Here is a 21,397-nt window from a genome sequence, read left to right as displayed (position 1 = left end):
CCCGGCGGGTTTCAGGCGCCGGCCAGCCCGTGGCCGATCATGGTCCTGGGATCGCACACCGCGTCGAAGCGCTCGGCCGGGACGCCCTCGGCCAGGGCGGCCTCGCGCAGGGTCGTGCCCTCGTCGTTGGCGCGGTGGGCGATCTTGGAGGCGAGGTCGTAGCCGATCACCGGCGACAGGGCCGTGACCAGCATCAGCGACTGGTTCACCGTCTCGTCGATCCGCGTCCGGTTGAGCTCCGTGCCCGCGACCGAGTAGGTCCGGAACTTCTCGCAGGCGTCGCCCAGCACGCGTATGGCGTGCAGCGTGTTGTTGATGATGATCGGGCGCATCGCGTTGAGCTCGAAGTTGCCCTGCGCGCCCGCGAAGGCGACCGCGTTGTCCTCGCCGATCACCTGGATGCAGACCATCACCAGGGCCTCGCACTGGGTCGGGTTGACCTTGCCGGGCATGATCGAGGAGCCCGGCTCGTTGGCGGGCAGCAGCAGCTCGCCGAGGCCGCAGCGCGGCCCCGAGGCGAGCCAGCGCATGTCGTTGGCGATCTTCATCAGCGCGACCGCGAGCCCGCGCACCGCCGCCATGGCGGCGACCATGGCGTCCAGCGACCCCTGCGCGGCGAACTTGTTGGGCGCCGTGACGAACGGCTTGCCGGTGAGAGCGGCGATCTTGGCGGCGATCTCCGCGCTGAAGCCCTCCGGGGCGTTGAGGCCGGTGCCGACCGCGGTGCCGCCGGCCGCCAGCTTGTACAGCCCGGCGCGCGACGCCTCGACGAGGGCCAGCGCGTCGCGCATCTGCGCCACGTAGCCCGACCATTCCTGGCCGACGGTGAGCGGCGTCGCGTCCTGCAGGTGGGTCCGGCCGGTCTTGACCACGTGCATCCAGGCCTGGGCCTTGGCGTCGATCGCGTCGGCCAGCGCCCGCGCCTTGGGGAGCAGGACCTCGTCGAGTTCGAGCACCGTGGCGACGTGCATCGCGGTCGGGAAGGTGTCGTTCGACGACTGGCCCATGTTGACGTGGTCGTTCGGGTGGACCGGGCTCTTGGAGCCGAGCGCACCGCCGAGGAGCTGGATCGCGCGGTTCGACAGCACCTCGTTGACGTTCATGTTGGACTGGGTGCCGGAGCCGGTCTGCCAGACGTAGAGCGGATAGTGCGCGTCGAGCTTGCCCGCGATCGTCTCGTCGGCGGCCTGTACGATGGCCTGCGCGCGCCAATCCTCCAGGCGGCCGGCGGCCGCGTTGACCAGGGCGGCGGCCTTCTTGACGTAGCCGTAGGCGTGGTAGACCCGCTTGGGCATGCGATCGTCGCCGATCGAGAAGTGCTGGAGCGAGCGCTGCGTCTGCGCGCCCCAGTAGCGGTCTGCCGGCACGTCGATCCCGCCCATCGAGTCCGTCTCGTGCCGCATCCCGGTGGCGGCGATGCCGATCGGAACGTCGCGCAGGATGGGGTGGCCCGGGGCAGACTCGTTCATCGTCATCCTTCTCGGTGTCGGACCGTCTGGCACAATGCGAGACGGGTTCGGCGAACCGGGTGCGCTTTGACGTAAACGGTGGTATTATTTTCAGTATTATGTCGATATGTGCAGACTTTAAGAAAGCTGACTATCAAATCTTCGCTTAAGCCTAGTATTAAAAACGCCGACAAGACGCATTACAGATCATGAATGCGAATTGCCAGATAACATAGATCGGTGTCAAGCGTTCCGCCGCGCGGAGGCTGCAAAAACATTCCCGCGATTGGTCAATTTATAGCTCTTCTGCTCCCGGGGGGTGCGTTCGAGCCAGACGATCGCGCGCTACCGAAATGTCTGACTTGTGCGGCCTCCGTCGCTCCGAGATCGCAGGCCGGGCGATCCCACCGCAGCGGCGCGCCCTCGATCCGCACGGGCGCGTGCAGCCGGAGGGCAGGTCCCCACGCCGTGTCCTCGATCTCCGGGGCGTAATCCGCGTCCCGATATCCGCCGAAGGCGGGCCCTGGCGCGCTGCCGGGATGGTCCGTGAGCAGGCGCGCGGTCCGGGCCAGGGAGAGCCGCGCGGTGACGGCGTGCCCGTCGCGCTGCCGGGCGATCAGGCCTCGCACGGACGCCGCCGCCATCAGGTAGCCGGTGGCGTGGTCGAGCGCCTGGACGGGAAGCGGCACCGGCCGGTCGGCCTGCTTCCACCGCCGCCCGGCCGCCGCGATGCCCGTCGCCATCTGGACGAGGCTGTCGAAGCCGCGCCGTCCGGCCCAGGGGCCGGTCCAGCCGTAGGCGCAGAGCGCGACGTCGATCAGGTCCGGGTTGAGCGCCCGGCGCCGCGCCGCGCCGTAGCCGAGCCGCTCCAGGGCGTCCGGGCGGTACCCGTGCACGAGGATGTCGGCCTCGGCGAGCAGGGTCTCGAAGTGCCGGCGGTCGGCGGCCTGCCGGAGGTCGAGCCGCGTGCAGACCTTGCCCAGGGTGACGTCGGGCGCCAGGGACGGCTCCTCCCAGCCGGGCGGGTCGACCCGCAGGACGTCGGCCCCGAGGCCGGCCAGGACGCGCGTGGCCACCGGCCCGGCCAGGATGCGGGTCAGGTCGAGGACCCGGATCCCCGCGAGGGGACGGGCCGGGTCCGGGCGCCACGGCGACCGGTGCTGGACGGGACTTTCCGCGACTGCCACGAGGGGTTCGGCCCGGACCGCCCGGCCCTGGTCCAGGCCCTCCCAGGCGTCCGGACCGCGCATCGCCGCGGCGCAGCCGCCGGCGCGCAGGATCGCCCCTTCCAGGTCCTCGGCCGCCGCGCGGGCCACGGCGGCCGCCACCGCCTCCCGCTCGCCCGGACAGTCGAGAACCGCCAGGGCGGCGGCGCGGTGTCGGGGCGCGTTGGTGTGCAGCCGGATCCAGCCATCCGCCGCCCGGTAGTCGCCGGCGATCGGGTCCCAGGCGGCCGGCAGCGTCCAGCCCTGCGGCCGCACCGAGGTGCCGAACCACGCCGAGGCCAGGTGCCGGTCCACCGTGACGGCGGGCGCGGGGCCGGACAGGCCGAGGAGTTCGGAGACGGCGAGGCCGGCGGCGCCGATCGACGCCGTCGCCAGCGCGGTGACCGGGAAGCAGGAGGGCAGGCTCCCGGTGCCGGTCACCGTCAGCCGGTCCCCGGCCTCGGGCGGCAGCGCCAGGGCCGCCAGCGCCTCCGCGAGGATCGGCGGCAGGGCGTCGTGGTCGGCGTGTCGTTCGCGCATGGTCGCGGCCCTCGATCAATTCGCGCACGCTGCCGGCCATCGACGGATCGATCAATCTTGATACATCTGATCAACATGACGGAATGGCTGGACCGCGCCGAAGCCCTCGACGCCCTCGGGATCCGGGCCCAGACGCTCTACGCCTACGTCAGCCGCGGGCTGATCGAGGCCCGGCGGGCGCCGGGCCGGCGCCACAGCCAGTACCGGGCCGCCGACGTCGCGACGCTCGCCGACCGGCGCGGCCGGAGCCGCGCCAGCGCGGCGATCGCCGCGGGGGCCATGGCCTGGGGCGAGCCGTCGGTCGTCACCGCGATCAGCACCGTCCACCGGGGCAGCCTGATCTACCGCGGCCGCGACGCCGTGGCGTTCGCCCGCGACGCGAGCCTGGAGGCGACCGCCGACCTCCTGTGGGACAGCCCGGAGGCGACGCTGTTCGACGTTCCGGCCAGCGCGGCCGCGACGCCGTTCCTGGCGCTGGCCGGGCTTCTGCAGGAGGCCGAGGCCGCGCTCGGCCGCGGGCACCACCGCCTGTGCCGCGACGCGCGCCGCGCCGTCGCGCATCTCGCCGCGTCCTACGGTATCCCCGAAGGCCGGGCGCCCCTGCATCAGGGCCTCGCGCGGCTCTGGTCCCTCGACGCCGCGACCGCCGACCGGGTCCGCCAGGCGCTGGTGCTGCTGGCCGACCACGAGCTGAACGCCTCGACCTTCGCGACCCGGGTCGCCGCCTCCACCGGAGCGCCGATCGCGGCCTGCCTCATGGCCGGGTTGAGCGCCCTGTCGGGCCCCCGCCACGGCGGCGCCGCGGCGGCGGTGCTGCGGCTCGTCGACGAGGCCGCCGCGACGGGCCCGAGGGCGGCCGTGCGCGCCTGCCTGGATCGGAGCGGCGCGCTGCCGGGCTTCGGCCACCCGCTCTACCCGGACGGCGACGTCCGCGCCGCGGCCCTGGGCGCGATCCTGCCCGCCGACCCCCTGCTGGACGCCGTCCGGGACTGCGCCGAGGAGGCCACCGGCGCGCGACCGAACATCGATTTCGCGCTGACGGCGCTCGTCCGCGCGGCCGGCCTGCCGCGGAGCGCGCCGTTCACGATCTTCCTGCTCGGCCGGAGCCTGGGCTGGGCGGCGCACGCCATGGAGCAGGGTCGCCAGGGGACGCTGATCCGGCCGCGGGCCCGGTACGAGGGGCGGCGGAGCCCGGCGGACCGCCCATAGCGTGAGGGCCGGCCTCGCGGCCGGCCCTCAATCTCTCGCGGCCCCTCGCGCGGGGCGGGCGCCGGCCTCAGGCGAACATGTCGGGCTGGGTCTCGGCGATGTGGTTGTACAGCGTCTGGAAGTGCAGCCAGCCGATGTAGTCGCTGCCGACGTGCTCGCGGCTGTAGCGGGCGGTCTTCTCCGAGAGGAGCTGCGGCTTGATGCCGGAGGCCTCGACCAGGAGCTGCTGCTGGCAGGCCCGCTCCAGGGCGATGAACCAGAAGGCCGCGTCGTCGATGCTGTGCTGCGAGCAGGTCAGCAGGCCGTGGTTCTGGTGCAGCACGCCGCGGTTGCGGCCGATCTGCTGGGCGACCGACAGGCCGCTCTCCTTCTCCACCGCCACGGCGCCCGCCGAGGCGCCGATCACCGCGTGGCTGTTGTAGAAGGCCGCCGCGTCCTGGCTGATCATCTCCAGCGGCCGGCCGGTGGCGCACCACGCGGTGCCGTAGGTGGTGTGCGCGTGGCACATCGCCATGACCTCCGGGTACTCCTCGTGCACGGCGGCGTGGAGGACAAAACCCGCGCGGTTGATGGCGTGGCGCCCCTCGACCACCCGGCCCTTGTGGTCGGCCAGGATCAGGTTCGACATCCGCACCTGCGAGAAGTGCACGCACATCGGGTTGGTCCAGTACAGCTCCGGACGCTCCGGGTCGCGGATCGTCAGGTGGCCGGCGAAGCCGTAGTCGAAGCCGTGCATCGCGAAGGCGCGGCAGGCGGCCACGAGGTGCTTCTTGCGGTAGTCCCGCTCCTCGGCGTGGTCGGCGAAGTCCGGGATCTCCGGGAAGATCAGGCCGGCCTGCTCGGGCTGGTAGATCGAGGTCCGCTTGCGGCCGGCATCGTCGTTCGGCAGGTCGAGGGCGACGGCCGCCTCGTGGGCGTGATCGTCGAGCATGGCGTCTCCTTTCGTCGGGGTACGGACCGGGCCGCCGATCGCGTCGTGGCCGGCACTATCCTGCCGGATCCGCGCGTTGACAAACGACGATTTTTCACGCTTTCCATGAATTCAATTCACGGATTGCGCATGCGCCGAATCCCGAGCTTCTCCGCCCTCCGGGCCTTCGAGGCGGCCGCGCGCCTGGGCAGCTTCGCCCGCGCCAGCGCGGAGCTGCACCTCACGCCCTCGGCGGTCAGCCACCAGATCCGGGCGCTGGAGCGCTGGTTCGGGCGCGCCCTGTTCCGGAGGGCGAACCGCCAGGCGCTCCTCACCGCCGATGGCCAGCGCCTGCTGGCGGGGCTCTCGAGCGCCTTCGACGCTATCGAGGCGGTCTGCGCCGACCTCAGCCCGCCGTCACCCACGTCGCTGGCCGTGCACTGCACGCCGAGCTTCGCGGCGAAGTGGCTCGGGCCGCGGCTCCCCGCCTTCGTGGAGGCGCATCCCGGCATCGCCATCCGCCTCTCCACCAGCGCCGACCCGGTGGATCTCGGGCGGCACGAGGCGATCGACATCCTGATCGCCTACGGCCGGCCGCCGCACGGGCCCGGCCTGACCGTCGAGTCCCTCGGCCCGGAGGAGATCGCCGCCCTCTGCGCGCCGGAGGTCGCCCGGGCCGCGCAGCCGGACGCGGCCGGGTCGATCGGGCCCTTCACCCGGCTCGACTCGTCCTTCAGCCCCGTCCGCTGGCCGGACTGGTTCGCCCATAACGGCCTGCCGGTCCCGGCCGGGGCGGCGGGCGCGGCCTTCGACCGGGGCTCGCTGGTGATCTCGGCGGCCGTTCAGGGGCTCGGCGTCGCGCTGGAGACCCTGCGGTTCGCCCGGGACGAGCTCGCCGCCGGGCAACTGGTGCGCCTCGGCGGCGATCGGGTCGCGAGCCTGACCCGCGACCTCCACTTCATCTGCTACCGCGAGCGCGACGGGGCCCTGGAGAAGCTTCGGGCCTTCCGGCGCTGGCTCCTCGACGTTGAGGCGCAGAGCCGGGCCGAGGCGGCCTGAGGCAGTCCAGACCTCGCACGCGCACGCCCTGAGAGCTGCGAGCGCGTCGGGTCGAGGGGCAAGCGGCCTAGGGCGGAGCGCGACCGGCCCCCTCTCCCGTTCGGGAGAGGGTCGGGGTGAGGGGAAAGACGTCTCAGGACTGAACTCCGCGCCGGCGCGCGTACAGGCTGCGGCTCTTCCGGAGCGCTCGCATCCCTCACCCTGTCCCTCTCCCGCACGGGAGAGGAGACCTGCGCCCTTCAAGCTGGCGGATGAGCCCTCCGAGACCTCGAAACCTGCGTAGCCTTAGCCCGCGGAGGGGTGAGGGGCAGGCGGCGCCGTTGGTCTGACCGGACGATGCCGATCTTGTCATGCGACAGGTCTCAACGGGACCGGGAACCGCTCTAGGTGCAGGCCCAAGCAACGAGGCGATACCGTCGCCCAGGGAGAGAACGCCCCATGTCCCTTTCCGCCAAGCTGCAGCGGCGCGCCGACGAGGGCCGGCCCGTCCGGGTCGGGCTGATCGGGGCCGGCAAGTTCGGCTCGATGTACCTGTCGCAGGCGCCGCGCACGCCCGGCATCCACCTCGTCGCGGTGGCCGACCTGTCGCCCGGCCGGGCGCGCGAATCGCTGCGCCGGGTCGGCTGGGACGATTCCCGGTTCGCCGCGCGGGGGCTGGAGGAGGCCGCGCGCGGCGGCACGACCCTCGTGACCGAGGATGCCGACGCGATGATCGCGAGCCCGTTCGTGGACATCGTCATCGACGCCACCGGCAGCCCGGCCGCCGGCATCCGCCACGCGCTGAGGGCCTTCGCGCACGGCAAGCACATCGTCATGGTCAACGTCGAGGCCGACGTGCTGGCCGGGCCGCTGCTGGCGCGCCGGGCGGCCGAGGCCGGGGTGATCTACTCCATGGCCTCGGGCGACCAGCCGGCGCTCATCGCCGAGCTGGTCGACTGGGCCCGCACCATCGGGCTGGAGGTGATCTGCGCCGGCAAGGGCACCAAGTACCTCCCGGCCTACCACGCCTCCACGCCCGACACGGTCTGGGGCCATTACGGCTTCAGCGAGAGCCAGGTCGCCGGCGGCGACTTCAACCCGCAGATGTTCAACTCCTTCCTCGACGGCACCAAGTCGGCGCTGGAGATGGCCGCGGTGGCCAATGCCTGCGGGCTCACCCCGCCGCGCGACGGCCTCGCCTTCCCGCCCTGCGGCGTCGACGACCTGCCGAGCGTCCTGAAGCCCGCGGCGGATGGCGGCCTCCTCACCGAGCGCGGCACCGTCGAGGTGGTCTCGTCGGTGGAGCGGGACGGACGGCCGGTCTTCCGGGACCTGCGCTGGGGCGTCTACGCGGTGTTCCAGGCGCCGAGCGCCTACGTGCGCGACTGCTTCGCGCAGTACGGCCTCAAGACCGATTCGAGCGGCCGGTTCGCCGCGACCTACAAGCCCTATCACCTGATCGGCCTCGAACTCGGCATCTCGGTCGCCTCCATCGCGGTCCGCGGCGAGGCCACGGGGGCAACGGGCGACTGGCGCGGCGACGTCGCCGCCACGGCCAAGCGCGCGCTGCGGGCCGGGGAGCGGCTCGACGGCGAGGGCGGGTTCACCGTCTACGGCAAGCTGATGCCGGCGGCGGATTCCCTGGCGCAGGACGCCCTGCCGATCGGCCTCGCCCACAACATGGTCCTCAGGAACGACGTGCCCGCGGGCCGGACCGTGCGCTGGAGCGACGTCGCGTTCGACGCCGGCCAGGAGGCGATCCGCGTCCGGCGCGAGATGGAGGCCCTGTTCCGCGGGGGGGCGGCGCGGGCCGCCGGGTAGCGCCTCAGGCGCGCCGGCCGGCCGTGCGCCCGGTCGGCGAGCGCCCGACGAGCTTCCGGAACGTGCGGCTCATGGCGCTGGCGCTCGTGAAGCCCGATCGCGCGGCGACCTCCGCCATCGACCCCGCGCCGGAGCGGATCAGGGCCTCGGCCCGGCCGACGCGCTCGCGCATGATGTACTGGTAGGGCGTGACCCCGGTGGTCTGGCGGAAGGCCCGGATGAAGTAGCCCTCGCTGAGCCCGACGATGCCGGCCAGGGCGGAGACGGTGATCTCCCGGTCCAGGTGCTCCCGGATATACGCGCAGGCCCGCCCGGCCTGCGACGCCGAGAGGTCGGGCGCCGCCGACCGGCCCGGCGCGCGGGCGGTGACGACCGAGCGCAGGATCGCCAGGTGGAGGCTCTCGATCAGCAGCGCGTCGGGCGACGGGTCGTCCCGGTGCGCGCAAGCCAGCGCGTCGAGGATGTGCCAGGTGCTGCGGCAGGCGCGGAGATCGCGCCCGTCCGCCGCGAAGGCGATCTTGCCGATCGGCGCCTCGGCCAGCCGCTCGACGGCGGCGGCCGAGAAGGAGAGGACGCGGCCGGCATACGGGCCCGCCCACCGGGTCGTGCCGTTCAGGCCCGGGCGCCGGACCAGCAGGCCCTCGCGCTCGCTCAGCCGCGCCGCGATCTCGTAATCGACCGCGTGGTGCGCCCCGGCGGGCTGCGTGCTGGCGGCGACCTCGAGGCCGGTGACCGCGTGCGTGCTCCACCCGCCGGTGGGGAAGCGGAAATCGATGAAGGTGACCTCCGGGAGGCCGCGGTCGCTCGGCGCGTAGCAGGTCAGCTCGGGGCGGCCGGAGAGATGCCCGGCGCTGCCGCTGGTGGCGTAGGCGAACGTCTCGGCCGAACTCTCGCCTGAACTCTCGGCTGTTCTGTCCATGCGGGCCCGTGATTCCGGTGTCGTCGCGGTCACGCCCCGCGACGGAGGAGGGCGGCCCCGCGGCCGCCCTCCCGGTGTCAGACCGTCAGCGCAGGGAGCCGGTCACGCCGCCGACGACACCGCCGACCGCGCCGAGCACGCTGCCCACCAGGCCGCTCACCAGACCGCCGACCTGGCCCACGACCCCCGAGACCGCACCGAGCTCCTGGCTCGCGTCGACCCCGAGGCCGACAGTGAGGCCGACCCCGAGGCCACCGCCGACCTGGTCCAGCTCGGCGGCGCTCAGCTCGCGGACGGTATCGATGCTGTCCTGCATGATCGTTCTCCAGATTGAGATTCAGGTAGAAGGTTATTTGCTTCGATCTATTGCCTGATCGTAGCGTCTAGGCGCCTTGGACGTCGGCACCTGCCTTTAGGATTACAGAGATGTGCTTCCTGTCAATCGGTCATGGCCAGCCAATAATGCTCGCGAGCGATCGAGCCCGGCCAATGCGCAAAAACTGACAGGCCTTGTCTTTCCCAGGCCGCGCTCCAGACGCTGTCGGCCCTGCGGCCGCCTGCGCTGCGAAGCGGCGTGTCTCACCGCGTCTCCCGTCGTCGGGCTTTCGCAACGCAGCACGCGATGATGCAAAAACTGACGTCCTGTTGCACTGCAAAGTAAGCTCGACGGGAGATTGAAGTAAGTCTCTGAAAATTAGACGGTTTTCGACGGATATGCGACGATCTGACGCGGACAGGATTATTCAAAATTCGCCGTATCGGCAAGTGTTGACATGAAACTCCCATGATGCGACCGAGTAAGGTGGCAAATGCGCTGAGCATTGTCCTCGAATACGGCTGTCTCTTTCAGGAAGGTTGCTTTCTCCGGGTGCCAAGTCCGCTCTTTCGACTTGAGGTTATGGAGGCGCGACGCAACGCGTGGCTGGGCGAGGCGCAGATCATCCAACCTCTGCCGGTCCGCATCGTGGCCGTGGCCTGCGTGATCATGGTGGCGGCGGTCGGCCTGTATGCCTGGCAGGGCACCTACACGCGCCGCATCCACGCCGTCGGCCTGCTCGCGCCCGATATCGGGCTGATCAGCCTCGCCAGCCCGGTGGCGGGGCGCGTCGGCTCGACCGGCGTCCGCGAGGGCGACAAGGTCGCGCGCGGGCAGCTCCTGTACACGATCGACCTCGACGCCGTGTCGGCGAGCGGCCCCACGCAGGAGCGCGTGATCGCCGAGCTGGAGCGCCAGCGCCAGAGCGTCGAGCGGCAGCGGACCGCCCGGGCCGATCTGGCCGGGACGGAGCGGCAGGCGCTGCGCGAGCAGGTGGCGAATCTGAGCGAGCAGTCGGCCCAGCTCGCCAAGCAGATCGACCTGCAGGACAAGCTGGTTCCGCCGCTCCGGGCGCGGGTCGAGGAACTCGCGGACGCCGTGGCGCGGGGCTACGCCCGCGCCGCCGACTTCCAGAGCCAGAACTACCTCTACATGCAGGCGAGCGCGCAGCTCGCCCAGTTCCAGCAGAGCCGCCTCCAGATCGACGGCAAGCTCGCCGAGACGAAGTCCCAGCTCGCCGCCTACGACGACCGGTTGGCCCGCGACCTCGCCGACCTCGACCGGACCGCCGCCCAGCTGGCGCAGCAGAAGGCCGAGAGCGAGGCGCGCCGCGCCATCGAGGTCCGGGCGCCGGAGGCCGGGACCCTGACGTCGATCCGCGCGCAGGTCGGCCAGACCGTGGCGGCCGGGGCGACGCTCCTGACCCTGCTGCCGAGCGCCGGGCGCCTCCAGGCCAACCTGTTCGTCGATTCGTCGGCCATCGGCTTCGCCGAGGCCGGCGCGCCCGTGATGCTGCGCTACGCCGCCTTCCCCTTCCAGCGCTTCGGCCTGCACCGCGGCGTCGTCACCGAGGTCACGCGGGCGCCGTTGGGCAGCGACGACGCGCCCGATTTCGCGCGGCGCGCCGCCGCCCGGGGGGAGGGGACCGACCTCTACCGCATCGTGGTCCGGCCCGATTCCGACACCGTGCTGGCCTACGGCGAGCGGCGCAGCCTCGAGGCGGGCATGCGCGTCGAGGCCGACATCGCCCTGGAGAAGCGGTCGCTCTACCGCTGGCTGCTCGATCCCGTGACGCATGTCCGGGAGAGCCTCGCCCTCGTCACGCGCGGCGGCCTCGACGCCCTGCCGGTCCGGAAGGCCGCCCCGTGACGGCGCCGTCCCTCGCCGCCCGGCTGGATTTCGGGCTCCGCCGCCGGGTGCCGGTCGTCCTTCAGGCCGAGGCCGCCGAGTGCGGCATGGCCTGCCTCGCCATGGTCCTGGCCTATCACGGGCGCCAGATCGACCTCGCGACGCTGCGGCGGCGCCATCCCCTGTCCCTCAAGGGCATGACCCTGCGCAACCTGATCGACCTCTGCGGCGCCCAGGGCCTGACCGCCCGCGCCCTGCGGGTCGAGCTGACGGACCTGCCCCGGCTCCGGCTGCCCTGCATCCTGCACTGGGGCCTCAACCACTTCGTGGTTCTGACCCGGGTCGAGCGCGGCGGCCTCGTCATCAACGATCCGGGCCGCGGCCGGCGGCGGATCAGCCTCGTGGAGGCCTCGCGGGAATTCACCGGCGTCGCCCTGGAGGCGGTGCCCAACCCGGGCTTCCGGCGGGAGCGGGCCGCCCCGGGCCTGCGGTTGCGCGACCTGTTCCGCAACATGGCCGGCATCCGCGCCGCCCTGGCCCAGGTCCTGGCCCTCTCCCTCGGGATCGAGCTCGTCGCCCTCCTGATGCCCATCGCCTCGCAGGTCGTCATCGACGAGGTGATCGTGAACGCCGACCACGACCTGCTCCTCGTGGTGGCGATCGGCCTCGCGCTGCTGCTGCTGCTCCAGCTCGGCCTCAGCATCGCCCGCACCTGGGCGATCATGCTGGCCGGGACCCGGCTGAACTACCAGTGGTCGGCCGGCCTGTTCGACCACCTGTCGCGGCTCCCCCTCGACTTCTTCGAGAAGCGCCATGTCGGCGACGTGATCTCGCGGTTCGGCTCCCTCGCCACCATCCAGAAGGGCCTGACGACCGATCTCGTCCAGGCCATGCTCGACGGGCTCATGGCGGTCGGCATGCTGGTGATGCTGACGGTCTACGGCGGCTGGCTGGTCGCGGTGGTCCTGGCCTCGACGGCGCTCAACGCGGTCCTGCGGGTCTTCGCCTACGGCGCCTACCGGGAGGGCAGCGAGGAGGCCCTCGTGGCCGAGGCCCGCCAGCAGACGCACTTCATCGAGACGGTCCGCGGCATGGCGAGCGTCAAGCTCCTCGACCTGCGCGAGCGGCGCGGCGGCGCCTGGATGAACCACTTCGTCACGGCCCTGAACGCCCGGCTGCGGCTGCAGCGCCTCGACCTCGTGTTCGGCCGCGCGAACGAGTTCCTGTTCGGCCTCGACCGGCTGATCTTGCTGGTGCTCGGCGCCCGCGCGGTCATCGGCGGGTCCCTGTCGCTCGGCATGCTGGTGGCGTTCCTGGCCTATCGCGACCAGTTCGCCACTCGGATCGGCAGCCTGATCGACGCGTGGTTCAAGCTGCGCATGCTCGACGTACAGACCGACCGGCTCGCCGACATCGTGCTGTGCGAGCCCGAGGAGCAGGATCTCGCCGCCGGGGCGCAGCCGGGGGCGCCCCCGGTGGTCGCCCTGAAGGCCGGAACGCTCGCCGGCGCGGGCCTGGCGCTGCGCTACGGGGCCGACGAGCCCTGGATCTTCCGCGGGGTGTCGCTGTCTGTCCGGGCCGGCGCCTGCTTCGCGATCACCGGTCCCTCGGGTTGCGGCAAGACCTCGCTCATGAAGGTGATGATGGGGCTGACGCCGCCCAGCGAGGGGATCGTCACCGCCGACGGCCAGGACATCCGCACCGCCGCCGGGTCCTACCGGCGCCGGATCGCCGGCGTGATGCAGGGCGACGGCCTGTTCGCCGGCTCGATCGCCGAGAACATCGCGGCCTTCGACGAGCATCCGGACGCGGGCTGGATCGCCGAGTGCGCCGCCCGGGCGGCGATCCTGGACGACATTCGCCGCATGCCGATGGGCTTCGAGAGCCTCGTCGGCGACATGGGCTCGACCCTCTCGGGCGGCCAGAAGCAGCGCATCGTGCTGGCGCGCGCCCTCTACCGGCGGCCCGAGATCCTGTTCCTCGACGAGGCCACGAGCCACCTCGACGAGGCCACCGAGGCGGTGATCGCCCGGGCCCTGCGCGACCTGCGGATGACGCGGGTCATCGTCGCCCATCGCCCGGCGACGATCGCGCACGCGGACGCGGTGTTCGATTTCCCCGCCCAGGTCCGCGGCCGGGCGGATCTCGCCGCCGCGGGCTGACGCGCCGGTCGCGCTTCGCCTAGGGGAGCGCGGGCCGCAGGTCGCCCGGGGCCAGGCCGAAGCGCTTGCGGAAGCCGCGGTTGAAGGTCGGCACGTCGGTGAACCCGCACGCGTAGGCGATCGAGGCGATCCGCACCTTGTCGTCGCGGCGGGCCTCGAGGCGCCGGCGCGCGAGGTCGAGGCGCGCGTCGCGGATCGCCGCCGCGATGCCGCCGGTCTCCCCGAAGGCGCGGTACAGGCTGGTCCGGGAGAGGCCCAGCGCGCGCTGGATGTCCTGCGGGTTCAGGTCGGGATGGTGCATCCGCCGCGCGATATGGGCGCGGGCGAGCGACACGACGGCCGCCTGCGAGACCGCCTCCGGATCGCCGCGCCGGGCCGCGCCGTCGACGAGGTGGCCGAGGAGGTGGAGCACGCCCTCGATGGCCGCCTGAGCCTCGTCGGCGGACATCCAGGCGACCGAGCCGGCCACGCCGCGCAGCCGCGCCCGGAACTCCGCCCCGGACGGGTGCGGGGTGAGGCTGCGGCCCGCGAACGCGTCGGCGTCCCCGACCCAGGTCGCGAACATCTCGCGCGGCACGGCGAGGCGGATCTCGCTGTAGGCGCTCTGGGTGCCGGCCACGAAGGGCCGGTTCCGCGACAGGAAGCCGATATCGCCGGGGGTCAGCTGGGCGCCCCGGCCGTCCTGCGCCTGGTAGCCGATGCCGTCGAGCGCGAGGCCGATCACCACCATCCCGCGGGCGTTCCGGTCGACGTGGCGGGTGCGGAACTCCACCTCGACCGGGCTGCTCACCGTGTGGGTCAGCGACCAGCCGGCCGAGACCACGGTCAGGCGCTTGGCCGCGAACCGCTCCCGGGGGTGCTGCCGCCCGATATCGCCGAATCCGGCCAGGGCCGTGCAGCGCCAGAACTCGAAGGCCTGCTTGGGGTCGACGTGGCTCGTCGTCTCGACGAGGCTCGGGACGAGCACCGGGCTAGACACGTGTGACACCCCCGGCGTGCCCGGCGGTTCCGTCCGGCCGCCTGCGCAACTTTATCGTGTAAATCTTGCCGGATTGGCAACCGACGCCATCCGGCGCGGCGCCGCGGGTCGGAAATCCGCGTCTCCAGGTTTCCCTAAGCAACGGCCCGCCCGGACAGGCCGCGCGGTCCGGCGAGGAGCAGGGCCGCGCTCGCCGCGAGGACGAGCGTGATCACCGCGAACATCGCGTGCGGACCGTAGGTCGAGAGGATCGGCAGGAGGATGATCGGCGCCAGCGCGGCCGCGACCCGGCCGCCGGCCCAGGCGCAGGTCATGGCGGAGGCCCGCAGCGGCGTCGGGAGCAGCTCCGTCGCGTAGACGGCGAGGATGCTGCCGTAGGTCGCCGCCGCCGTGTTGAAGGCGATGCCGACCAGGACCAGGGTCAGGAACGTGCCGCTCGCGGCGAAGGCCGTGCCGAGGGCCGCCATCGCCGCCGCCAGGGCCGTCAGGACGGCGCGCCGCTCGAGCCGGTCGATCACCAGCGCGGTCAGCAGGGTACCGAGCGGCGGGCCGAGCATCGACAGCGCGGCGAAGACGAGGGATTGGTCGACCTTGAAGCCCTTCTCCACCATCACGACGGCGCTGAGCAGCGGGAAGGCGATCGTCGCCAGGGGGGCGAGGGTGTAGAGGCCGACGAACAGGGCCGTCCGGCGCAGCTGGCGCGTCTCGGCGAACAGGCCCCGGAACCCCGCGGGCCCGGTCGCGGGCGGGTCCGGATCCGGGCCGGCGGGGGCGGCGACCCGGACCCGGCCGGCCGCGCGCTCGAACCGGCGGCAGGCGGCGTCGGCCTCGGCGGGACGCCCGACCGAGGCGAGCCACCGCGGCGATTCCGGCAGCCGCGCGAACAGGAGGCCGCCGAGCGCCGCCAGGGCGCCCCCGAGGATCAGCGCCCAGCGCCACGGCTCGATCCCGAGCGGCGCGGCCGGGGCCATCATCTGGACCAGGCCGATGGCGGCCAGGCCGCCGAGGAGGCCGATTCCGGCGCAGACCAGCAGCGTCGCGCCGCGTCGACGCGCGGGCGTCACCTCGGCGAGGTAGGTGGCGACCAGGGGCGGGAACCCGCCGATCGCGAACCCCGAGACCGTGCGGGCGATCGTCAGCGCCGTCAGCCCCTGGCTCGCGGCCGCCGCCAGCGATCCGGCGGCCATCAGCGCGAGGGAGGCCTGGAGCGCGCGCCTGCGGCCGAGGCGATCCCCCAGAATCCCGAAGGCGGGCGCGCCCACGGCCCCGCCGGCGAACACGGAGGCGAGGAGCAGCGAGAGGCTGCCCCGCGGCATGTTGTGGGGCGGCGCGAGGAAGATGGCCGCCAGGGCGTTGCTCAGGGCGACCTCGGCGATGTCGGTGAACAGGCCCAGCGTGCAGACGGCGAGCGCCGCCGCGTGAAGCCGCGTCATCGGCAGGGAATCGAGCCGCCGCGTGACGGCCGCGATCGAGCCGTCCGCCGGTGCGGCGGCATCGGAGGGACTCGCGGTCTGGCTTCCGGCGTCGATCAAGCGTGTGAGTCCTCTCCGGCCGGATTGTGCCCGCAACCGGTGACGCACCGCCATGGCGGCGTGTTCCGCATCGGGAAATGTGACGACGTTCACGAATGCACCGTGCGGGCCGCCGGTGCGGCCGCGGGTCTGTAGCCGTACGGAGCCCGACGGAGCCCGGCGGCGCGCTCCGGCGGATCGTCCGGATGTGCGGGCGGGTCATCGCCGAAAGAGGTTATTTGCGATCTGAGTCGGGCATGGTGAAGGTCGAGGGGGTTTCGAACGCGGCCGGGCCTCGCCGCCGCTCAACGTCAACGCGAGATGACTTTCAGCTTCTGTTCTCTACAATGCACAGGCTGCAGGTAAAGGTGGATAATGTGAGCATTGCCAAACATTTGATGCGCTCAGCAGTCGCGCCTCTCTGCGCGCGGATTTCGAGGCTGCCGGTCTCTCAGAAATACATATTCAATGCGGTGCGTTTGAATCGACCGGAAATGCGGCCGTTCGTCATCGATAACGACATAAGATTTCTAAACTATTGCATAGCGCGCCGAGACCGATCGAGATCGCAGATCCTACAAGACTTATGGGTCTGTTTCGAGCTCGGCGAGAAATCGGATGGATTCTTCGTCGAGTTCGGTGCGACAAACGGTTTAAAGAACAGCAACACGTGGCTACTCGAGAAAAAGCTCGGATGGAAGGGCATCTTGGCAGAGCCCAATCCGGTCTGGCATCGGGAGCTGATGCGGAACAGGGATGCATTTATCGAGACACGATGTGTCTCCTCCAGATCCGGAGAGACGGTGTCTTTCCTCGCGACTGACGACGCGGATCCCGAGTTGAGTGGAATGGAGGCGTTTTCCGACGCCGATCATTTCTCGGAGACCCGAAAGCGGGGTGCGCGCCTCGCGGTGGAGACGATTTCCCTGGACGACTTGCTGGATCAGTACGGGGCGCCTGAAATCATCGACTATATGTCGATCGACACGGAGGGCAGCGAGCTGGAGATCCTATCATCCTACAGTTTCAGGCACAAATTCCGAACCCTCTCGGTCGAGAATAATCCGAAGACAGGGCGCGCTGTTGAGGAAATGCTCGTATCTAAGGGTTACCGTCGGGTGTTTGCGCAATTTTCGCAGTGGGACAGCTGGTATGTCTCGTCCGAGCTCAGGAGTTCGGCGCCGATCGATATCGTTGCACCCGAGGCGTGAATGCCATCTTCGGCGAATTGCCGGCAAGCGATGCGTTCCGATGAGGTTGGGGCGTGGGCTGGATCATCGCGGTCCGACCACGTTCGGGAAACTGCCCGATCGAGCGCCTCTGGCCATCATGGTCCGTCCAGGAAGCCGAGGAGCGCCGCGTTGAAGAGCGCCGGATCCTGGAGGAACGCGAAGTGGCTGGCATTGGGCAGGATCAGCAGCCCCGCCCCGGGAATCGCGGCGGCGAGGTACTCGGTGTGCGCGCGCTTGATACCCTCGTCGTGGTCGCCGTCCGCGATGAGGACCGGCGCGCGGATCCGCTTCAGATCGGCTTCGGTCCAGCGCGGCTGCCCGCTCCACATCCGGCCGACCGCGTCGACGAAGGCGGCGTAGTCCTTCGGGGTCGGCGAGAGGGCCTCGTACTCCTTGCCGGCCCGGTCGATGAAGGCGGCGAAGGTCGGGTTCTTCTCCACACCCTCGATCAGGCCCGACGGGTCGGCGTTGGCGCCGAACGCGAACACCTTGCCGACGCGGTCGGGGTGGCGCATCGCCATGTCGAGACCGAGGATCGCGCCGTCGCTCCACCCGACGATGTCGGCGCGCGGGATCTTCAGCACGTCGAGCAGGCCGACCACGTCGTCGGTCATCAGGTCGTAGCCGAATGGCCGATCGTCCCGGGTGCTGCGGCCGTGCCCGCGGCTGTCCACGAGGATGACCGTGCGGCGGGCGGCGAGCGCCGCGACCTGGTGGCCCCAGTAATCGGAGTTCGACAGGCCGCCGTGCAGCAGGACGACCGGCGGACCGTTGCCGATCGTGGCGTAATACAGCCGAATGCCGTTGACAGCAGCGCGCCCGGAAACCGTGCCGGCGACCGGCGCGGGGGTCGGCGGCAGGTCCTGCCAGCGCGGCCCGGCCCAGGCCGGGGCTCCGGCCAGCAGAAGCGTCAGGGCGATCGCAGTCCGAAGCATCGAGCACCTGTCGTCGTTGCCGGGGCCGGGCTGCCGGGGCGATCCGGTCCAGCGCGATCCGCCGAGACCGCGATCTGCGGTCGACCTGCGCGCGGACCGTGACCGGCTCGGATTACAGAACGATTTCAGACCGTGGCCCGCGGGCGCCGAAGGCCGGCGCGCAGCACGGCGCTTTCGCGAGAATCGAGCCTCTAGAAGCGCGGGCTCGTGCGGCGGGGCCGGTCCGGCCGCGGCGCGGGGGCGACTGGCGCATGACGATGACCGACCACGTCGCCGTTGCGGTAGGCCTCCTGGATGTTGTGTCGCGCGGCCCGCCCCGCGGTCCCACCGGGCTGCGTCACGGCCGAGTCTCCGGACGGGGCCAGGACGGTCTGCGCCGAGGCCGGTCCGGTGCCGAGGAGGAGGAGGGCGACGCAGCCCGGCAGACCCTTCATGGCCAGATCCCTCTGATCCGATCGCGTTGTCGGACGGGCCGAACCCCAGTGCCGACACGCGCGCGCCGCCCCGTCCGGCGCATCTACGTCCGTGCGGGCCATCGGTTCACGGGGACTCGGCGGCCGGGCGGCGTCGGTCAGGCGGCGTCGGTCAGGCGGCCTTGCTGCCGAGCCGGATCGCCTTGGCGATCTTTGACCGGCGCTCGGCGTAGCCCGGCGCGGTCATCGGGTAATCGTCCGGCAGCCCGTAGCGCGCGCGGTAGAGCTCCGGCGTCAGCCCGTGCGCCGTGAGGTGCCGCTTCATGGTCTTGTACGACCGGCCGTCGATGAAGCTGACGATGCCGTCCTGGCGGACCGAGCCGCGGATCTGAGCGGCGTCGGGCTGCTCGGGCGGCGCCTCGACGACCGCCGGCCGGTCGGTGAGCGCGGAGAGCGCGCCGTGCACGGAGATCAGGAGCGGCGGTATGCTGGTGTGCGGCAGCGCGTTGTTCGACAGATAGGCGGTCACGACGCGCAGGGCCACGTCGCTGATGGTCGGTTCGAGCTGGTCCTGGTTCTTGCGCAAAGCGATCGACCCCTTCTTCGACCCTGCCGATACCTATTATAGACCAGGAATACTCGGACATTATCGGCTGTCAACGCAAAATGACATGCTGGGCAAGTAACGAATTTTGAATGCAAAATTTCAATCCGGCGTGCGTCGCCCCGCTGGTCTAGGATATGGCCATGGTCCTGTCTGAGATTTGGAGGGCGCCGCCGGAATTTCCGGCGTGCGCCTGCGGGACAATTCGCCGGCGAGGCTCCGACGCTTCCACTTCGCAGATCTTCGTGATCCAATACGCTTCGAGCGCATCGCGAAGTCTCTTCATGGCCGCCACACGCAGCCCGTCCGTGCCGAGGTCGAGGGTCCGGAGGTCCCGCACCGTGCCTGCGGTTGGCTGGGGACGCGCGGTGGTGGCGGCGATCCTCGGAGGCCTGCTCGCCGCGCCGTTCGCCCACGGGCAGGGCGCCGACGATCTGGAGGCCGAGATGCGGGCGCGGGTCGCCGCGGCCTTCCCGGATGCGGGCCTCGTGAGGTTCCGCAAGATCCGGCCTATCCCGGCCGAGGCGGAGTCCGCCGTGGCGTTCTGCGGCCAGGTCAGCGGCGGCCCCGTCGGGCAGGGGCGGTCGGATTTCCAGGTGTTCCTTTACGACCGCACCGCGTCGGCCGAAACCGTCCGCATCCTCGGATCGGAATCCCTCAACGGCTACCGCGTCGGCCGGAAGCTGATCGGCGCCCTGCGGCGGGTCGGCTGCCTGTGAGGCGGCCGGCCGGGGCGGTCCGTCTCACACGTGACGAAAATGTGGCAGAAGCTTGACTATTCCTCCGAGGTCAGTTTATAGCTTGACCGTGGCGTTGCGGTTACACCCCCGAGTCCCATGGAGGTTCGGATGTGCGCGCGGAAGACCTTCTACATTTTCGTCTCGGCCTCGGACGGGGAGCAGTTCTGCGCCGTCCGACAGGACCAGCCCATACCGTCGCTCATCGACGGTGTCCGCTGGATGTATGTCGGCTGCATCGATACGACCCGGGACAGGCCGTACGGATTCGACGTGGACGCGGCGCACGCGGCGATGCGGCACCGCGGCGTCTACTTCTACCGGCGCGAACTGATGTTCCGCCGGGCCAACTTCCTCCTCGAAGCCGCCTGATGGTGGCTGCCCTCGGACCGATCCTGGCCGGCGCCCTCGTGGTCGCCGGTCTCGTGGTCGCCGGTCTCGGGTTCGCGTCCGCCGCCGAGGCGCAGGTGCCGACGCGGGTCGGCACCTGCGCGGCGACCACCATCGCGCGGATCGGGACCCGGTTCAGCGACACGCTCGTGAAGCCGAAGGGCGACGGGATCGGCGACGGGACGAGCGTCGATCTCAAGAACGGCGTCTACGGGGTCTCCTACGCGTATGTCGAAGCGGTCGCGCGGTCGCGGGTCGGCGACCGGGTCATGACCTGCCTCGTTCTCCTGCCGACGGGCTGCCCCAAGGGCGACGATCGCGGCAAGATGTACACGACGACCAACCTGCGCACGCTGGATTCCTGGACTTTGCCCGACTCCCAGCACATGTGCGGCGGGGCCTGATCGGGCGTCCGTGGACCCGCCGCCCGGAAGGGCGTGCTGCCTCAGGGGGCGGGATCCGGGCCTCGGTGAAGAGGAGAGGGATCCGTGTTGCTCAGGAACGCTCTTGCCGCCCTCGCGGTAGCGGTGGCGGGCGCCGCGCCGGTCCCCGCCTGGGCGTGGGGCGTCCCCGGATGCATCAACCTTCCCGAGTACAACCGCGCCCTGGGCGCCCTGCAGGGCATGACGAGCGCCTGCGACATGAGCGTCGAGGAAGCGCGCCGGATCGTCGCCGCCCGTGACGGCGTCGCGCCCGGGCCACCGGTCGCCGCCGCCGAGCCACCATCGCCGCCGCGAGTCGCGCCGCGGCACCGCAGGGCGCGGACGCACCGGAGCGCGCGGCCGCGGCATCACCGCTGAGCCGGCCGACCGGCGCTCAGGTCCCGTCCTCCGGCGCGCCCGGGGGATCCGCGCGGGCGCGCGCCCAGTCCCGGTCGCGCTCCGCCTGCCGGGCGCGCTGCTCCGCCACGTAGGCCTCTTGGTCGGCGCGCTCCCGCTTCCGGCGACGGTCGGCGGCGGCCGCGCTGCGCTTGCGCCACGCCTCCGTCTCGGCCTTCTGGCGCAGCAACTCCTCGACCGTGACGGGTGTCACCGGTTCCTTGGGTTGCGCCCAGGAATAGGACCGCCGGGGCGGGGGCGGGCGGGTCGCCCGACCGGCGGAGGCCTGCCCGCTCCGCCGGAGCGCCTCGGCCGCCGCCGCGAGCGTCAGCCCGGCACCCCGGGCGATGCGCTCGGCGGCC

21 protein-coding genes are annotated in these 21,397 nt (G+C 71.6%); 10 read left to right on the top strand and 11 right to left on the bottom strand.

The features are described 5' to 3' along the window. Nucleotides 1–11 precede the first annotated feature (11 nt). A complete protein-coding gene (gene fumC, locus ACLBYE_RS16425) occupies nucleotides 12–1,469 on the bottom strand; it encodes a class II fumarate hydratase (protein ID WP_447694984.1) in 1,458 nt (485 codons plus the stop codon). 269 nt (nucleotides 1,470–1,738) lie between these two features. After that, complete coding sequence (locus ACLBYE_RS16420) at nucleotides 1,739–3,193, bottom strand: CoA transferase (RefSeq protein ID WP_447694983.1); 1,455 nt, start codon at nucleotides 3,191–3,193, stop codon at nucleotides 1,739–1,741. Between the two features lie 75 nt (nucleotides 3,194–3,268). Here ACLBYE_RS16420 and ACLBYE_RS16415 point away from each other — a divergent pair, with 75 nt between their 5' ends. Beyond that, nucleotides 3,269–4,402: a citrate/2-methylcitrate synthase gene (locus ACLBYE_RS16415; protein WP_447694993.1), complete on the top strand. Its 1,134-nt coding sequence runs from the start codon at nucleotides 3,269–3,271 to the stop codon at nucleotides 4,400–4,402. 67 nt (nucleotides 4,403–4,469) lie between these two features. Here the strand turns inward: ACLBYE_RS16415 and ACLBYE_RS16410 are convergent, their stop codons facing one another. Next, nucleotides 4,470–5,333, bottom strand: coding sequence for a class II aldolase/adducin family protein (locus tag ACLBYE_RS16410; protein WP_091676473.1), 864 nt, complete (start codon nucleotides 5,331–5,333; stop codon nucleotides 4,470–4,472). 129 nt (nucleotides 5,334–5,462) lie between these two features. Between ACLBYE_RS16410 and ACLBYE_RS16405 the strand changes: the two genes are divergently transcribed. Next, nucleotides 5,463–6,371: a LysR substrate-binding domain-containing protein gene (locus ACLBYE_RS16405; protein WP_447694982.1), complete on the top strand. Its 909-nt coding sequence runs from the start codon at nucleotides 5,463–5,465 to the stop codon at nucleotides 6,369–6,371. 438 nt (nucleotides 6,372–6,809) lie between these two features. Further along, complete coding sequence (locus tag ACLBYE_RS16400; protein WP_447694981.1) at nucleotides 6,810–8,171, top strand: NAD(P)H-dependent oxidoreductase; 1,362 nt, start codon at nucleotides 6,810–6,812, stop codon at nucleotides 8,169–8,171. A gap of 4 nt (nucleotides 8,172–8,175) precedes the next feature. On the opposite strand, the gene ACLBYE_RS16395 is transcribed toward ACLBYE_RS16400, so the two are convergent. Both ACLBYE_RS16395 and ACLBYE_RS16390 read right to left on the bottom strand, forming a co-directional pair. Continuing rightward, entirely contained in the window at nucleotides 8,176–9,090 is a 915-nt protein-coding gene (locus ACLBYE_RS16395) for a helix-turn-helix domain-containing protein (RefSeq protein ID WP_447694980.1), read from the bottom strand. 85 nt (nucleotides 9,091–9,175) lie between these two features. Then, nucleotides 9,176–9,406: a hypothetical protein gene (locus ACLBYE_RS16390; protein ID WP_012321783.1), complete on the bottom strand. Its 231-nt coding sequence runs from the start codon at nucleotides 9,404–9,406 to the stop codon at nucleotides 9,176–9,178. Nucleotides 9,407–9,988: 582 nt separating this feature from the next. Between ACLBYE_RS16390 and ACLBYE_RS16385 the strand changes: the two genes are divergently transcribed. Both ACLBYE_RS16385 and ACLBYE_RS16380 read left to right on the top strand, forming a co-directional pair. Beyond that, entirely contained in the window at nucleotides 9,989–11,275 is a 1,287-nt protein-coding gene (locus tag ACLBYE_RS16385; RefSeq protein WP_447694979.1) for an HlyD family efflux transporter periplasmic adaptor subunit, read from the top strand. Further along, complete coding sequence (locus ACLBYE_RS16380; RefSeq protein WP_447694978.1) at nucleotides 11,272–13,416, top strand: peptidase domain-containing ABC transporter; 2,145 nt, start codon at nucleotides 11,272–11,274, stop codon at nucleotides 13,414–13,416. The genes ACLBYE_RS16385 and ACLBYE_RS16380 overlap by 4 nt, the downstream gene beginning before the upstream one ends. 19 nt (nucleotides 13,417–13,435) lie before the next feature. Here ACLBYE_RS16380 and ACLBYE_RS16375 read toward each other — a convergent pair whose 3' ends face one another. Together ACLBYE_RS16375 and ACLBYE_RS16370 are read right to left on the bottom strand one after the other, a co-directional pair. Continuing rightward, entirely contained in the window at nucleotides 13,436–14,395 is a 960-nt protein-coding gene (locus tag ACLBYE_RS16375; RefSeq protein WP_447694977.1) for a helix-turn-helix domain-containing protein, read from the bottom strand. A 134-nt stretch (nucleotides 14,396–14,529) separates the two neighbouring features. Continuing rightward, nucleotides 14,530–15,927 carry an MFS transporter gene (locus tag ACLBYE_RS16370; protein WP_447694976.1) on the bottom strand — a complete coding sequence of 466 codons (1,398 nt, stop codon included), beginning with the start codon at nucleotides 15,925–15,927 and terminating at the stop codon, nucleotides 14,530–14,532. 236 nt (nucleotides 15,928–16,163) lie between these two features. Here ACLBYE_RS16370 and ACLBYE_RS16365 point away from each other — a divergent pair, with 236 nt between their 5' ends. Next, nucleotides 16,164–17,117: an FkbM family methyltransferase gene (locus ACLBYE_RS16365; RefSeq protein WP_447694975.1), complete on the top strand. Its 954-nt coding sequence runs from the start codon at nucleotides 16,164–16,166 to the stop codon at nucleotides 17,115–17,117. A gap of 116 nt (nucleotides 17,118–17,233) precedes the next feature. Here the strand turns inward: ACLBYE_RS16365 and ACLBYE_RS16360 are convergent, their stop codons facing one another. The 3 genes from ACLBYE_RS16360 to ACLBYE_RS16350 form a co-directional block, all read right to left on the bottom strand. Beyond that, nucleotides 17,234–18,073: an alpha/beta fold hydrolase gene (locus ACLBYE_RS16360; RefSeq protein ID WP_447694974.1), complete on the bottom strand. Its 840-nt coding sequence runs from the start codon at nucleotides 18,071–18,073 to the stop codon at nucleotides 17,234–17,236. 191 nt (nucleotides 18,074–18,264) lie between these two features. After that, the gene (locus ACLBYE_RS16355; RefSeq protein WP_447694973.1) at nucleotides 18,265–18,507 is read right to left on the bottom strand and encodes a hypothetical protein; all 243 of its coding nucleotides are present in this window, start codon (nucleotides 18,505–18,507) and stop codon (nucleotides 18,265–18,267) included. 151 nt (nucleotides 18,508–18,658) lie between these two features. Beyond that, nucleotides 18,659–19,072, bottom strand: coding sequence for a MucR family transcriptional regulator (locus ACLBYE_RS16350; RefSeq protein WP_447694972.1), 414 nt, complete (start codon nucleotides 19,070–19,072; stop codon nucleotides 18,659–18,661). 359 nt (nucleotides 19,073–19,431) lie between these two features. On the opposite strand from ACLBYE_RS16350, the gene ACLBYE_RS16345 reads away from it, so the two are divergent. From ACLBYE_RS16345 to ACLBYE_RS16330, 4 genes are all read left to right on the top strand, one after another. Then, the gene (locus ACLBYE_RS16345; RefSeq protein WP_447694971.1) at nucleotides 19,432–19,809 is read left to right on the top strand and encodes a hypothetical protein; all 378 of its coding nucleotides are present in this window, start codon (nucleotides 19,432–19,434) and stop codon (nucleotides 19,807–19,809) included. 129 nt (nucleotides 19,810–19,938) lie between these two features. After that, nucleotides 19,939–20,199 (top strand): hypothetical protein, encoded by a 261-nt coding sequence (locus ACLBYE_RS16340; protein ID WP_091977897.1) that lies wholly within the window; start codon nucleotides 19,939–19,941, stop codon nucleotides 20,197–20,199. Then, nucleotides 20,199–20,621, top strand: coding sequence for a hypothetical protein (locus tag ACLBYE_RS16335; RefSeq protein ID WP_447694970.1), 423 nt, complete (start codon nucleotides 20,199–20,201; stop codon nucleotides 20,619–20,621). The genes ACLBYE_RS16340 and ACLBYE_RS16335 overlap by 1 nt, the downstream gene beginning before the upstream one ends. Nucleotides 20,622–20,705: 84 nt before the next feature. After that, nucleotides 20,706–21,017, top strand: a complete 312-nt coding sequence (locus ACLBYE_RS16330) for a hypothetical protein (protein WP_447694969.1) — start codon at nucleotides 20,706–20,708, stop codon at nucleotides 21,015–21,017. Nucleotides 21,018–21,033: 16 nt separating this feature from the next. Here ACLBYE_RS16330 and ACLBYE_RS16325 read toward each other — a convergent pair. Next, the coding region (locus tag ACLBYE_RS16325; RefSeq protein ID WP_447694968.1) for a hypothetical protein at nucleotides 21,034–21,397 on the bottom strand (364 nt) is incomplete at its 5' end.

The sequence above is a fragment of the Methylobacterium sp. A52T genome, from assembly GCF_053346095.1.
This window is presented reverse-complemented; position numbering and strand designations above follow the sequence as displayed.

Coding starts and splice junctions, on each gene's coding strand:
- ACLBYE_RS16405 (WP_447694982.1), top strand. CDS start 5,463: ATGCGCCGAATCCCGAGCTTCTCCGCCCTCCGGGCCTTCGAGGCGGCC.
- ACLBYE_RS16360 (WP_447694974.1), bottom strand. CDS start 18,073: ATGCTTCGGACTGCGATCGCCCTGACGCTTCTGCTGGCCGGAGCCCCG.
- ACLBYE_RS16335 (WP_447694970.1), top strand. CDS start 20,199: ATGGTGGCTGCCCTCGGACCGATCCTGGCCGGCGCCCTCGTGGTCGCC.
- ACLBYE_RS16395 (WP_447694980.1), bottom strand. CDS start 9,090: ATGGACAGAACAGCCGAGAGTTCAGGCGAGAGTTCGGCCGAGACGTTC.
- fumC (WP_447694984.1), bottom strand. CDS start 1,469: ATGAACGAGTCTGCCCCGGGCCACCCCATCCTGCGCGACGTTCCGATC.
- ACLBYE_RS16400 (WP_447694981.1), top strand. CDS start 6,810: ATGTCCCTTTCCGCCAAGCTGCAGCGGCGCGCCGACGAGGGCCGGCCC.
- ACLBYE_RS16420 (WP_447694983.1), bottom strand. CDS start 3,193: ATGCGCGAACGACACGCCGACCACGACGCCCTGCCGCCGATCCTCGCG.
- ACLBYE_RS16365 (WP_447694975.1), top strand. CDS start 16,164: ATGGTGAAGGTCGAGGGGGTTTCGAACGCGGCCGGGCCTCGCCGCCGC.
- ACLBYE_RS16340 (WP_091977897.1), top strand. CDS start 19,939: ATGTGCGCGCGGAAGACCTTCTACATTTTCGTCTCGGCCTCGGACGGG.
- ACLBYE_RS16355 (WP_447694973.1), bottom strand. CDS start 18,507: ATGAAGGGTCTGCCGGGCTGCGTCGCCCTCCTCCTCCTCGGCACCGGA.
- ACLBYE_RS16410 (WP_091676473.1), bottom strand. CDS start 5,333: ATGCTCGACGATCACGCCCACGAGGCGGCCGTCGCCCTCGACCTGCCG.
- ACLBYE_RS16390 (WP_012321783.1), bottom strand. CDS start 9,406: ATGCAGGACAGCATCGATACCGTCCGCGAGCTGAGCGCCGCCGAGCTG.
- ACLBYE_RS16385 (WP_447694979.1), top strand. CDS start 9,989: ATGGAGGCGCGACGCAACGCGTGGCTGGGCGAGGCGCAGATCATCCAA.
- ACLBYE_RS16415 (WP_447694993.1), top strand. CDS start 3,269: ATGACGGAATGGCTGGACCGCGCCGAAGCCCTCGACGCCCTCGGGATC.